We start from the raw sequence: 12,845 nt of genomic DNA on the forward strand, positions 1-12,845 counted from the left end.
GTACGTGTGATAAGCTACCGTGTATTTGTTTACCTGCCAAAATCAACCCAATGCGTACTTATTTGCTACTCTTCCTGGCAATGATGGGGTACTGCCTTCACCTGGCACCGCCTGTCAAAGCCCAAAGCAGCAATGCTGCTCCTTCCCAGCATCTTGTGTTCAGTTTTCCCGCGGATGCGTCATTAAAAATGATGAAAGTAAAGATCACGCAAACCGCCTACACATCGTATTTTTCCGTGTTCAACTGGAGCGGCGGTTATGCCGGCCTACAGCACACGCCGGACAGTTCTTCCGGTTCCTCCAAGATCCTGATCGCCTCCCAGTGGGACCCTAACACGGCGGGCGGCGTGTTTGCACGGCAGGCTTACCTTGGCCAGGGCACCATTTACAGCCGCTTCGGCGGCGAGGGCGACGGCGCCAAGACCATCAATCCCTACAACTGGACGTTGAACACCTGGTACAATTTCGTGATCAGGGCCTGGAAGCTGAACGGGGAACTGTTTATCGGCACCTTTGTGCAGAACCTCAGCACTAATCAATGGTTTCACACCTCTACCCTGGCCATTCCCACGCGTACCACCTTCCTGGGCTCAGGCTCCGGCGCGTTCCTGGAAAACTGGCATGGCAGCGATCCCCGCTTCGACGGGCGTTTTGTGCGCAAAGCCTATTTTAAGGACTGCTGGAACCGTACAGATGCCGGCGTCTGGCAAAAATCCAGCAGCCGTTATTTCAACTGCAATGCAAACGATGCATACCGCAATGGGATCTACGACCTGGCTTACAACGCCGGTTTCGACAGTGGGGAAGACGCCTACTTTATGGAACATGGCGGGAACGTAACGCCCAGCGCGGCCTTCAATGGCGGCCGTACGCTGGACCTGCCCGTGCAGACCAACCAGGCCAGTACCCCTGCCCTCACCGTGGGTGAAGTAAGCACCGTAAGCGCATCGTACAGCGCGGGAGCCGTCACCGTCAACTGGGCCAATAACAACACCAAAAGCCCACAGTTTTCCTCCACCGTGGAGATACTGAATTCATCCGCCACCGTGGTGGGTTCTTCCACCGAAACGCTGCCACAGAAACGCAGCGCGGTGATCTCCGGGACATTACCGGCCGGTACCTATACCGCCCGCGTTACGATCACGGATATATTCGGCGGCGTATCCGCAGCGAAGACCGTGACATTCACCGCGGGCTCAGGCGGGATATCCGGCAACTGGTATAAGATCAAAAACGTTCACAGCGGGAAATACCTGGGGATAGAGAATAGCAGCACTGCCAACCTCGCCTACATAGCACAGTATACCACGGGCAGCAGCAACAACCTGCAATGGAAACTGGTAGCCCAGGGAAGCAACTATGTGCTGGTGAACCGCAACAGCGGCAAAGCGATAGACATCGCAAACAGCGACCAGACACCCGGTGTACAGATCATCCAGTATACTGTTACCAATGGCCTCAACCAGCAATGGCAGCTGGTATCCGCAGGATCTGGCTCCTACCTGATCCGCACCGCCATGAGCAGCGGGAACATCATCGATAATCCCGGCAGCAGCACGGCCGATGGCACCAAAATGATACTCTACGCGGCCAACGGCGCCACAGGAACGCCTAACCAGCGATGGGTGCTGGAAGATACAGGCGTGCCATCTTCGATGCAGATGCTGGCCTATACCAAACCGGGCGCCGCCACAACTGTTTCAGAGGAAGCCCAGGTTTTGAAAGTCTCTCCGAACCCGGCGTCCTCCTTCGTGTATGTGGATCTGCCGGCTAAAGGGACCGAAATCAGGGTATTTAATATGAACGGGGCGCTGGTGAAAGTGGTGAAAGGAGACCTTTCCGGGAAAGTGCGCGTGGATATATCCGGGCTTGGCGCCGGGATGTATATCATACATTTTGAAGGGAAACAGGTGCGGTTTATCAAACAATAACGGGTACCTCCTTTTAATAGGAGCCTTCAGCATCATACTTTTTCATACACAAAAGCGTCCGGGTGATACCCGGACGCTTTTTAATTAAAGCATTTTTATCAGTCTTAATGCCAGAACCGGCTGCGGGTATTATGCCGCCTGAATTTCCGGATTGCCTCTATATTGTTTGTGAGCCGGGTGGATTGTCCGGGTGATTTGGCCTGCTCATAGGCGGGTATTGATTTAAAAGCCATGACCATATCATAATCCATTGCCACCTGGCCTGTATCAAAAGGTATATTCCCGTAATTATTCCTGAACCACAAATTCCATTGCGGGCCGCCCGGTGTAAACACCAGTAATGAATCCGAGGTGGGGACCGGGCCGGGCAGCAGGAAGGAAACAAATGCATCCTGGGCCGGGCTATGGCAGCTCATGCAGGAAGACAATGCCAGGTTCTTATAAGGCTGGCCCGTGTTGATATCGTAAGCCAGCTGGGCAACGGCGCCATCATTCGGCCCGCTCAGCCTGCCGCCCCAACCCAGTGTTTCCGTACTGTATTGCGGCGCGGCCGGGTTAATGACAGTCTCATACAATGGAGGATAAGGAGGAGAAAGAGGGCTGTTCACTCCCGGATCGTTTCCCCACATGGCGCCCAGGGGCACCATTTTATCCCACAACGACCCCTGCACATCCTTGTTGTATACAAACGTGGAATACACCCATCCTGTTTGCGGTGATGCGATGCTATCCTTCACGATAACGTCCATCTGGAAAAAACTCACCTTACGGACCTGGTATCCGCCCCTGGGATCCTCCCCCGTCGGGATGGTATCATACACGCTCATGATCTGCGCATCTTTCATCACCGGCCATTCCGGGTAGTTGATATTTGAAAATGCAAGTTTTACGACGATGCTGCCTTCTGTGAACTGGGAGGCATTATTGATGAGGTTCACCTTTTCACCGGTTTTTCCCCATATCTGCCCTACCGTATAAGCCGCCGTGGAATCATACAGTACCAGCACGTACCCGGCTTCGTCCACTTTCAGGGACTTAAACATATTGGCGGGATTGCCGTTGCCCAGGTAGGTGCCCAGGATGGCTTCCCTTTGCGTTCCCAGCCAGGGCTCGTGAAACCAGCCGTATTGCGCGGCCGTCCAGGCGGCATTGTCCGTAAAGAAGGGCAATACGTTCGGCGCGATATAACTTTTTAAAGAATCCATAAAGATCAGCGCATTGGCGCTGGACAGCGGTTGCCCATTCAGCGCCTGCTGCCAGGGTGGATTCACTACCGGCGCCACCGTGGTGGGATAGTCGTGGCTGAGCACAAAAAGAGGGGCATCGTACTGCGATTTAGAGGGCACTGAGTCGCGGTGGTTCTGAAAAGCACCGTCCAGCTGAAGGGTTTCAGATGTTTCGCCGTCTTTAGGTTTGCTGGTGTTGACGCAGCTGTAGGCCGCAAAGAAAATAACAACCGGTATACACAACGCGGCTGCAAGGGTTGACTTTTTTTTCATAGCACTTTACAATTGAGGGTTTAACTATTGGTTTAACAATTCATATGATTGAGAAAGTGCTTATCCGGGATTCTTATCAAATAGGTGGTTAAATGTATGATAAAAAGCAACCCTTTCAACATTGGATGTGACAACATATAAAAGAACGGCTGTTGAGAAATAAAAAAATATTTGCGCAGTTAAGTGACTTCACATATATTTGCAGTCAAATAGCTGCGTAATGGAATTAAGAAGAGACGTATTTCAGGCCATCGCTGATCCCACCCGCCGGGCGATCATTGTTTTGGTGGCGCTCCATGCAATGACGCCCAGCGCCATTGCCGAAAACTTCGACTCATCGAGGCAAACGATATCCAAACATATACAGATCCTTGCAGAGTGTGAGTTACTTGAACAGACACAGAACGGAAGAGAGATTTATTACCACTTAAATCCAAAAAAAATGAAAGAGATAGCAGATTTCATTGAACCATTCCGCAAGTTGTGGGATGAAAGATTTAATAAACTGGAAAGTGTAATGAAAAAATTCAAACCCAAAAAATAGAGGATATGGGACTCAAAACAATAGTGAGCGCCGAAGCCGGCAAACAGGAACTGGTGATTACACGGGAATTTGACCTGCCATTGGAGCTGCTTTTTAAAGCGTATGAAGAGCCTGAGATTGTTGAGCAGTGGATGGGGACTAAAGTGCTCAAGCTGGAAAACAGGAAACATGGCAGCTGGCAATTTGAGACGTCAGATAGCAAGGGAAACGTAGTATTGCGGACCAACGGAACGATCCACGAGTTTGTTCCCAATCAGAAGATCACCCGGACCTTTGAGATGGAAAATACGCCGTATGAAGTTCATCTTGAGTTCCTTGATTTTGAAAAGCTCACAGACGACACCAGCAAACTCACGATGCATATCGTATACAGGTCCGTGGCCATGAGGGACGAAATGTTGAAGCTGCCTTTTGCCCAGGGCATCAATATGGCGCATAACAAACTGCAGGAGGTTGCCGGTAAACTCAGATAATCTGCCATGGCGGGCCTCCGCGCGCGGCATATCAATAACCTACACTATAACGCACATTAAAAACACCACACTATGACAAAGCGAAACAAAATCATTTATTGGATTGCTACTATCTGGCTTGCATTGGGAATGATCTCAAGCGGAATAGTACAGTTATTCAAAGTAAAAGCGGAAACAGATTTTATGGCGAACCTGGGCTACCCTGAGTATTTTCAAACGATACTGGGTACCTGGAAGATACTGGGAATTGTGGTATTGCTTATTCCCAGATATCCTTTGTTAAAGGAATGGGCATATGCCGGCTTTTTCTTTGTCATGACCGGAGCGGCGATTTCACATATCGCATCCGGCACTGTAAGTGAAATATTTCCTTCATTATTATTACTGGCCCTGACGATAACATCATGGTATTTCAGGCCTGCGGACAGAAAAATCATATTAGCTAATCAATAAAATAAATATCATGAATCCCAAGGTTGATTTTTATTTTAAAAAGGCCAAAAAGTGGCAGAAAGAACTGGAGAAATTGAGAACGATCATACTGGACTGCCACTTGACGGAAGAATTGAAGTGGGGCGTCCCCTGCTATACGTTTGAAGGCAGCAACATCGTCTTAATACATGATTTTAAGGATTACTGCGCGCTTTTGTTTATGAAAGGTGCCCTGATGAAAGATCCCAAAGGCATCCTGATCCAGCAGACGGAACATGTGCAGTCCGCCCGCCAGATCCGGTTCACCAATCTCCAGGAAATAACCAAACTTGAGCCGGTTCTGAAAGCCTATGTTTTTGAAGCCGTTGAAATTAAAGAGGCCGGTTTGAAAGTGGACTTTAAAAAGGCGCCGGAACCTGTCCCCGAAGAACTGCAAAATAAATTAGATAAGAGCTCCGCGTTTAAAAAAGCCTTTGAAGCACTGACACCGGGGCGGCAAAGAGGATATATCCTCTATTTTTCCCAACCCAAACAATCCAAAACCCGGGAGTCGAGGATTGAAAAATACACGCAGCAGATCCTGGATGGGAAGGGATTGAATGATGAGTGATCATCCGAAGCCGATATGTAGATTAATTCAAATATACCGGGATACTTGAATGGGCTTGGATTTCCGGTATTAAAATAAAATATTTTTGATTTTTGATGGTAAAGAGTAAATTTGCTGCCCATTCGGGATGTAGCGCAGCCCGGTAGCGCGCTTCGTTCGGGACGAAGAGGCCGCTGGTTCGAATCCAGTCATCCCGACTTGAATGAGATTTAAAGAAAGTAGAAAGCTCGTAAACGCAGTGTTTACGGGCTTTTTTGTTTTTAGGAGGTGTCAGTTTGCATCAATAGATATCCATCTGCGAAAACTTAAAGAGTGTATTAACCGCATTATCCTACCGACCTATTTGCCTCATCGGTTCAGGTTATTGACCTAAAAACATTAATTTCACCCGCTCTAAAAATCCCTACCATGGAAGCAGTCATCTTTTGCGGCATACAGGCAACCGGGAAAACAACGTTTTTCAAAAACAACTTTTTCTCTTCCCACATGCGTATTTCCCTGGACCAGCTCAAAAGCCGGTACCGCGAAGACCTTTTCCTGGAAGCCTGTCTCAAAAGCCAGCAACCTTTCGTGATAGACAACACCAACCCGGCCAAAGAAGACCGGCAGAAGTACATCCGGCTTGCCAAAGACCGGAAGTTCCGCATCGTCGGTTATTATTTCCAGTCGAAAGTAGCGGATGCCCTGGAAAGGAACAGCCTGCGCACAGGCAAGGCCCTCGTGCCGGACATTGCCATCAAAGGAACTTTCAACAAACTGGAATTGCCCTCCCTGGAAGAAGGATTCGACGAATTATATTATGTTTCCACCGAAAACAATGATTTTGTGATCAAACCTTGGACCTATGAAATTTGATGAGCTCGACAAAAAGATGCGGGTATTTGAAACCATCAACGACACAGGCGTACTGCCCGGCATATACATCGTGGCCCGCATAGACGGGCGCGGATTTACCCGTCTTACCAAAGAGACCTACTCTTTTGAAGCGCCCTTTGATGAACGTTTCAGGGATTATATGGTCGAAACCGTGAAACACCTGATGAACTGCGGGTTCAATATTATTTACGGCTACACTCAAAGTGATGAGATCTCCCTGCTGTTTCATGAGAATGAAGATTCTTTTGCCAGGAAACGCAGGAAATATATTTCTATCCTCGCCGGCGAAGCCAGCGCCAGGTTCTCCGTATTGCTGGGAAGCGCCGCCGCTTTCGATTGCCGCCTGTCCGAACTGCCTAACAAACAGCTGGTGACCGACTATTTCCGCTGGAGGAACGAAGACGCCCACAGGAATTCCCTAAATGCGCACTGTTACTGGCAACTGCGGAAAGAAGGTTTTTCAAAAACGGATGCCACCAAACAGATCGAGAAACTCAGCACCGCGGCTAAAAACGAACTGCTGTTCGGCTACAATATCAATTTCAATGATCTCCCGCTTTGGCAGAAACGCGGCATCGGCCTGTACTGGCAGGAAATTGACAAAACCGCCTATGATCCCCGACAAGAGCAGGAAATAACCGTAAAAAGACGGGAACTGACTACAAACTACAGCCTTCCCATGAAAGATGATTACAACGATTTTATCTCGGCGCTGCTGTTTCGCGGGTAACTGCAAAACAGCAACGACTGCCAGCATACCGGCCTTTGGAATTACCTAACTTTGTAAAAAAAGGATCATGGATACAAGAACCACCCTCCCTCCCGGCGGCAGCTTCTACAGCCAGGTGCTGGCGCTCCACGAGAATAAACAGGAAGCGAACATCCTTTACGAAGACAATGGCGTAACACGTGCAAACGGCATCATCACTTCCATCTTCGAAAAAGACGGCAAACAGTGGATGCGCCTGAATGATGAAACGGATGTGGCGATAGACAAGCTCTATGCCGTAAACGGTACTTTTACCTCGGATTATTCCGAATGCTGATCTTTATTTCCCCGTCTTTTTTCCCCAGCGGTGTATTCGTCCAGGCTTTAATGCCTGGTGAAACACACTGGTTTGTTATATCCCGCATACTCCGGGGATATGACATTGATACAAACACAAATAAATAATTTTCAGTAAATTAGAAGATATCTTTAAAACCCCGGCGCAACGCTGATCAATACTGTTAACGCCTATGAGGTATCTTTACCTTTTACTGATGATACTGCCGGCCCTGCCGGCAAAACTCTCCGCTCAGGATGCTAATTATTGGGCTTCCAGCTATGGCCCCGCCGGTTATTTTATGCCCGGCGCAGTGATCTCCCAAAACAGGGATAGCGGCGTGATGTTTTACAATCCGGCTTTGCTGGTGAATACGGAGGGTAGCACCACTTCCATCAGTGGCACCATTTATCAATGGCAATCCATTTTGTACAAGAATGGGCTGGGCACCGGCCTGAACCTGAAATCGCAGGGTACCAGCATCATCCCAATGGTGGCTTCCCGCGCTGTGCCGATGATCAAAAGAAAACTGCCCTTTACACTCGCTTTTGCCATCGTACACACGCCCATTATAGATTACGGCGTTTCACAGCAGAAAGACGTTGTGCAGGATGTGCTCGACAATTCATACAGCCCCGGCCCTGAAACCTTTATCGGGCAATACAAAGCAGCGAACAGGATGGACCAGACGGCGGTGCAGCTCGGCGCCGGCTGGCGGGCGGGGAAAAAGATATCCCTGGGATTTACGGCCGAAGCTATCATGCAGAAACAAACCTTTACCATCGATTATATCGCCCGGGCGCTGATGAACCCCGCGGGGCCGGATACCTTGCTGGCGCCTATCACCACCGTATCCGAAGACTATACCGCCACGTACTGGCAAGCTGGCCTTCGCGCACGGCTGGGCCTGGCCTGGGAAATATCCGCCAATCATCACGCCGGCCTGCTGATCACCACCCCTACGGTGAAAGTAGCAGGCAAAGGTACCGTGATCTCCAATGTACAGATCAGCAATCTATACCTGGACCCGACAATAGCCCTCAACCTGCTGGCCAGCTCCCGGCAGGCAAAACTGCCCAGTCATTGGAAAAATCCGCTGAGTATCGCCGCCGGCTATACGTATATCCATAAAAAAGGGCAGCTGTATTTCGCCGCCGAATATTTTGCGCCGGTAAAAGAATACAGCGTACTCAAACCGAAACCGGCCGCGTTTATCAGGCCGGACACCGGCAACAACAACACCTCTTCGGAATTCCTCCAGCTGAACGATGCCAGGCGCGCCCTGGTCAATTTTGGTATCGGAGCCAGTTACCAGCTGGCCGGAGATTTTGTGGCTTTTGCCTCTCTTCGGACGGACTTTACATATGACAAAGGCGACATTCACTCCGTAACCGAAGGGTATAACATCAATGTCACCAACTGGAACCTTTACCACGCGCAGATAGGCGTGAACATGCGGCGCAAGTGGTACCACCTCCGTACCGGGCTTATGCTCACCTATGGCGGCACCAACAATTATCCTCAGACATTCAACCTGGACAAACCAGACGAAAGCAATTTCCTCCTGGGCGAACCCGGCGTCACAAAGGCCCACACCTTCCAGGCGGGGGTGCTCGTGTCATATATCCATAACTTTTAGGAAAAGAAAAAGCCCTTATAGCGAAATCATTTATACCCGGCTGCCAGCGGGGGAAGGTAATATTGCTGCCGGTATTTATTGTATTGCTTTCGGTAGGCGCGGTCCCGCTTCGGTCTCAGGGAAGACATGACGCCGCTTTTCTGTACCAGTATCCAGTAGTTAAACACAAACTTTTCGCGGTTGCGTTCGGTGAAGATAAAAGAAGGCCGGGTGATGCGGGAAGGAAGCAAAAGATTGGCCAGCCAGGTTTCCACGGCAGGCAGCGGCCTCCATTTATCCGGGTGTCGTTTGTCGCTGATGCGGAGCTTCAGGTCGTGGTAATAAAAATGCATCTGGCCGTAAGCCGCGTATTTATTGCCTTTCCAGGTGCTGGAAACGGTATCGATGTACCCTTTGGTGATCTTTATGTTTCCCCGCGGCATGGCCTTACCGCCCAGCTCGGGCAACGATGCGGGAGATACACCCAGGCTGGCGGTGAAGCCGGAAAGGCTGTCCGCATACGATTCCCTGTACACCAGGTGGCGGATGCTGCCGTTGAACACATTCCCGGAAGCGTAAACTAACAACGAATCATTCCCCCCGAAACGGTTGCCGAAGTTCAGGATGGTGCCCTGCACGCCCGTCAGCGGTATTTCGTTCCATTGATCGCTTTTCGCGGGATGTTCCGAATAAATAATAGTACTGTTTGAAATCGCCACCGTATCTACCCTGAAAGACATTGTTATCTTCCCGATCAGTTTGGTGGGCATTTCTTTTTCGATCCCGTGCTGTAAGGGCAGGTGTTTATCCCTCGAAACAGTCATTTTTACGCCATCCAGGCCAGCTTTGCTGATACGCAACACCGATTCCCCGATACGGGCCGGATCGAAGCCGGAGAGGGCAATACTGCCATCTTCCACCGTAATGTAATCTCCCTGCCATTTTTCATTTTTGAAATGCGTTTCACGGTCCAGGTGCGGCTGCATAAAAATGTTATCCAGCCGGAAGGTGTTGTTCACCCATTTAAAACTACCGGCGCCTGCGTTCATCTTATCGCTGCTGAAGTTTATTTTCCCACCTTCCATGGCAAAACCAGGCACCAAACTCCGCCAGTCGAAAGTTTCTCCATGTTTGAGGTTGATGGATGAATAAGAAAGATCTCCCGCCAGCCGTTCTCCTGTCACCGTGGTATTACCTTTCGCAAACCGGAAACCGCCGCCGTTCAAGGAAAGCGATGCCTCTGCGGATATGTTTTCACTGTTTATTTCGCCGCCTGACAGCTGGAGACGTGTATGCGGCAATGCCAGTGTCAGCTCCGGCTGTTTTACTTTACTATCCGTCAATACAATATCGGCTGAATGAAACCTAATCCCTTCAGCAATGCTGCGCAAATCCCTGATATTTACCTGTAAGCGCGTATCCAGCCGCAGCGTATCTTTCGGTCCGATGCCGGTGTAATCAACGTGGGTATTTTTAATCCCGATCTCCCCTACTTCCAATGCAAAAGGCAGTTTTATACCTTTAGGAGAAGTATCTTGAGCATGTTCATGTTTTTGCTGGCACCATTCCACATCTGCATTGTCCGCGTACAGATATGGCATCCGCAGGGTGTTGAAATCCGTGGAATAAAGCGGCAGCCGGAACCGGAGCGAAGGCAGCGAAACCTTCATGGCCGTTGCTGCTGCGGAAACAAAGTTGATATTGCGTATAGTACTTTCTTTGCCGCTGTGAATGGATGCCGGGCCGGCCTCCAGCACAAAGCCTCGTTTTGTGACATTCACCGTTGACAGCTGCGCCTGTATGCTGTTCCATACAAAAAAGCGATGCTCCGTCCTCAGCTTCTCCATCAGCAAACCGCTGCCCATAGTCAACAATTTGCCTTCCGGCGATGTATGGGAAAAGGAAAACTCATCCACCTCCAGCTTCGCAATCCTGACAACGGGCAGGTTATGATGTGCCTTTGTCTCTCCTTCCTTTTTACCGCCCTTCAACGATACCATTACGCTGCTGGCCTTGAAATAATCAATCTGAATATCCCTCGTATGCTGGTATACATCCCAATCAAACACTTCCCAGTAAATGTCTCTCGCCAGCAACCGTGTTCCATTGGGCAATAGAATATCAGCCTCGGCTCCAAAATTGTGCCTTGTCACGCCATCGAGGCGGTAGCCAAGGACGGTGATCACCGTGCCTTTGGATGAAAGCTGTAGACTACCCACACGCAGGTCGGGGATGGCATGTTTAATATCCACCAGCGAATCGCTGCGGAATAGTTTATTTAAAAGAATATGCGCATTGATATCACTTACAGCCAGGGATGTACCCTTCTCCCCTCCTGCCTTATAACCCAGCTCCCCATCGCGCAGCCGGAAATGTTCCACATGTACTATTTCACTGATGCCATGCAAGGTCTGGTAAAATATATCAAGATTTTTGACTGGCGCCCGTTTGGAAGATGCGGAACGGGAAGGTGCGCCGCTTTGCCTGTGCAGGGTGATCACCGGGCTGATCAGCTCCGCTTCATCTGCGTGAAGGTGTTTACGCATCAGGGCTTCAAAGTCCACATGTTTTAACCGCAGCGCCGGGGCGGTGGCGGTCACGGTTTTATCCGCATGATTTTTTTCCGTTGGTGTGTAGGTAACGCCCTGGAACAATATCCCGTCCTTTTCAATGGCAAATTCGTTGATGCGCATCTGGTAAAGGCTGTCCCGGGAATAAAACACCATTTGCCGGAGGTCCATGCGCACGCTGTCTATGCTGAGCGGCCGTGTTGCTTTGGGATCCACGCGGAGATTGTAAATGCGGAGATTGCTGTTCCGGCTGGCGGCCTGGCGGCCCTGGAGATGCACGTCGGCGTTCACTACATTGATAAAACCGATCCGCATCAATTGAAACGGCATACGGCTGCCCAACAGCAGTGTATCTTTTTTATCCTTTCCATGCCTGCCGGGCGGAACGGTGAGCACGGGATTCAGGCAGGTGAGTGTATCGATCAGCAGGTGGTCGCGCTGGTAGAAGGCCGGGAGATTCCGGGAGTTAAAAAAAATCTTGTCCGCTTTCAGGCTCATACCTGGATTATTAGCGGAATCCTGTTCGTTGTAATCAAGACTGTCCAGCTCCAGCCGCTGGCCTTTGCTGTCAAAACGCAGGGCGCTAAAACTGACCGCCTGCTTACGTTTGGGCAAAACCCACCGCTGGCGGCCCAACGAAAGCACCACCCGTTCCGATCCGAACAGGTGATCGTCCTGGTTATTTATTTCCGTAAAATTCTTAACGTACAGATTGATATCGTTCACATGCAGCACTGTGGCATCTTCCTGGATATAGTCATAAGAAGCGCCCTGTAGGTTGAAGGCATGCGCATTAAAGTGCGTAAGCGTTTTTTTGAGAATATGGAGGATGTCCGAGCCTTTGAACACGCGCTGGGCACCGGTCACCGGTTTCCGTTGCACGTACATTTTCAGATGCGGTGAAATAAAAGCCATGCTATCCACGATCATTTTCCGGTTCATCAGCAGGTCTTTCCAGGAAGCCAGCGAAAAGTACATTTCCGGGATCTCCACATCGTACGTAGCTGCTTTATCCCGTGGATCCACGCAATGCACCGACGATCTTTTTAACCTGATCGCCCTTTTCCAGAAAGACACTTCCGCCACGCCCGCATCAAATACGTACTGGCCCTTCGTTTGCACCTTCACGGCATAACGCAGGCTTTCTTTAAAACGATAAGTGATCAGGTAATAGAACAAGCCGATGCATAGCAGGATGCCTGTCGCTATAATGATCAATATTCTTTTGAGGGCTTTTTTCAACACA

Annotated in this window: 11 protein-coding genes and 1 tRNA gene; 10 read left to right on the forward strand and 2 right to left on the reverse strand. The window is 49.9% G+C overall.

The window, feature by feature from the left end; all coding sequences use genetic code 11:
- The first annotated feature begins 50 nt into the window (after positions 1–50).
- Complete coding sequence (locus EG028_RS02890; RefSeq protein WP_120514537.1) at positions 51–1,931, forward strand: DUF3472 domain-containing protein; 1,881 nt, start codon at positions 51–53, stop codon at positions 1,929–1,931.
- A 104-nt stretch (positions 1,932–2,035) separates the two neighbouring features.
- Here EG028_RS02890 and EG028_RS02895 read toward each other — a convergent pair whose 3' ends face one another.
- Positions 2,036–3,430: a hypothetical protein gene (locus tag EG028_RS02895; protein ID WP_120514538.1), complete on the reverse strand. Its 1,395-nt coding sequence runs from the start codon at positions 3,428–3,430 to the stop codon at positions 2,036–2,038.
- 220 nt (positions 3,431–3,650) lie between these two features.
- Between EG028_RS02895 and EG028_RS02900 the strand changes: the two genes are divergently transcribed.
- The 9 genes from EG028_RS02900 to EG028_RS02940 all read left to right on the forward strand — a co-directional run bounded on the left by EG028_RS02900 (position 3,651) and on the right by EG028_RS02940 (position 9,050).
- The gene (locus EG028_RS02900) at positions 3,651–3,974 is read left to right on the forward strand and encodes an ArsR/SmtB family transcription factor (protein ID WP_120514539.1); all 324 of its coding nucleotides are present in this window, start codon (positions 3,651–3,653) and stop codon (positions 3,972–3,974) included.
- A 5-nt stretch (positions 3,975–3,979) separates the two neighbouring features.
- Positions 3,980–4,447, forward strand: coding sequence for an SRPBCC family protein (locus EG028_RS02905; protein WP_120514540.1), 468 nt, complete (start codon positions 3,980–3,982; stop codon positions 4,445–4,447).
- Positions 4,448–4,519: 72 nt separating this feature from the next.
- Entirely contained in the window at positions 4,520–4,900 is a 381-nt protein-coding gene (locus tag EG028_RS02910; RefSeq protein ID WP_120514541.1) for a DoxX family protein, read from the forward strand.
- 10 nt (positions 4,901–4,910) lie between these two features.
- The gene (locus EG028_RS02915; protein WP_120514542.1) at positions 4,911–5,489 is read left to right on the forward strand and encodes a YdeI/OmpD-associated family protein; all 579 of its coding nucleotides are present in this window, start codon (positions 4,911–4,913) and stop codon (positions 5,487–5,489) included.
- A gap of 123 nt (positions 5,490–5,612) precedes the next feature.
- Positions 5,613–5,686 (forward strand) — tRNA-Pro (locus EG028_RS02920).
- A gap of 211 nt (positions 5,687–5,897) precedes the next feature.
- Entirely contained in the window at positions 5,898–6,344 is a 447-nt protein-coding gene (locus tag EG028_RS02925; RefSeq protein ID WP_120514543.1) for a bifunctional polynucleotide phosphatase/kinase family protein, read from the forward strand.
- Positions 6,334–7,095, forward strand: a complete 762-nt coding sequence (locus EG028_RS02930) for a tRNA(His) guanylyltransferase Thg1 family protein (RefSeq protein ID WP_120514544.1) — start codon at positions 6,334–6,336, stop codon at positions 7,093–7,095. Before EG028_RS02925 ends, EG028_RS02930 begins: the two co-directional genes overlap by 11 nt.
- A gap of 67 nt (positions 7,096–7,162) precedes the next feature.
- On the forward strand, positions 7,163–7,411 hold the full coding sequence (locus EG028_RS02935) for a hypothetical protein (RefSeq protein WP_120514545.1): 249 nt from the start codon (positions 7,163–7,165) through the stop codon (positions 7,409–7,411).
- Positions 7,412–7,604: 193 nt separating this feature from the next.
- On the forward strand, positions 7,605–9,050 hold the full coding sequence (locus tag EG028_RS02940; RefSeq protein WP_123864532.1) for a hypothetical protein: 1,446 nt from the start codon (positions 7,605–7,607) through the stop codon (positions 9,048–9,050).
- 26 nt (positions 9,051–9,076) lie between these two features.
- Here the strand turns inward: EG028_RS02940 and EG028_RS02945 are convergent, their stop codons facing one another.
- Positions 9,077–12,841 carry an AsmA family protein gene (locus tag EG028_RS02945; protein WP_123864533.1) on the reverse strand — a complete coding sequence of 1,255 codons (3,765 nt, stop codon included), beginning with the start codon at positions 12,839–12,841 and terminating at the stop codon, positions 9,077–9,079.
- Between the last annotated feature and the right edge of the window lie 4 nt (positions 12,842–12,845).

Source organism: Chitinophaga barathri (assembly GCF_003807585.1).
In the GTDB taxonomy this organism is placed as follows: domain Bacteria; phylum Bacteroidota; class Bacteroidia; order Chitinophagales; family Chitinophagaceae; genus Chitinophaga; species Chitinophaga barathri.